Source organism: Pseudomonas sp. BN515 (assembly GCF_029873155.1).
Lineage (GTDB): Bacteria > Pseudomonadota > Gammaproteobacteria > Pseudomonadales > Pseudomonadaceae > Metapseudomonas.
On record NZ_SSOH01000008.1, the window covers coordinates 1 to 673 of the forward strand.

Below are 673 nucleotides of genomic sequence, written 5' to 3' on the forward strand. Positions count from 1 at the left end.
CATTCCCAGCCCCACCCACCAGCGTGTCGTCTCCTGCGAAACCGTTCAGAACGTCACTTCCAGTTCCGCCGGTAATCGCGTTGGCCAATCCATTGCCCGAACCGGTGAACGCACCCGCACCCGAGAACACCAGGTTCTCGAGGTTAGCCCCCAGGGTGTAGTTCGCGTTCGTGGTAAAGACCGAGTCAGTCCCTTCGCCGGCGAGCTCGCTCACAACGTCCTGGCCGATAACGCCATAGCTGTCATTACCCGCACCACCCGCCATCGTGTCATTGCCAGCCCTACCGTTGAGGGTGTCATTCCCAGCCCCACCCACCAGCGTGTCATTGCCAAGCTCGCCATTGAGAACGTCGTTGCCAGCCAGGCCATTCAGGGTGTCATTGCGTGCGCCACCGGTAATCGTGTTGGCCAACTCATTGCCCGTACCACTGAACGCACTAGTACCCGAGAACACCAGGTTCTCGAGGTTGGCCCCCAGGGTGTAGCTCGAGTTCGTGGTAAACACCGAGTCAGTCCCTTCGCCGGCGAGTTCGCTCACAACATCCAGGCCGATAACGCCATAGCTGTCATTACCCGCACCACCCGCCAATGCGTCATTGCCAGCGCCACCGTTGAGGGTGTCATTCCCAGCCCCACCCACCAGCGTGTCGTCTCCTGCGAAACCGTTCAGAAC

General features: G+C 60.3%; 1 protein-coding gene. It reads right to left on the bottom strand.

Annotated elements, in window-relative coordinates; genetic code table 11:
- Positions 1-673, bottom strand: a 673-nt coding sequence (locus E8E91_RS00050; RefSeq protein WP_280374025.1) for a calcium-binding protein, incomplete at both ends; no start/stop codon positions are given.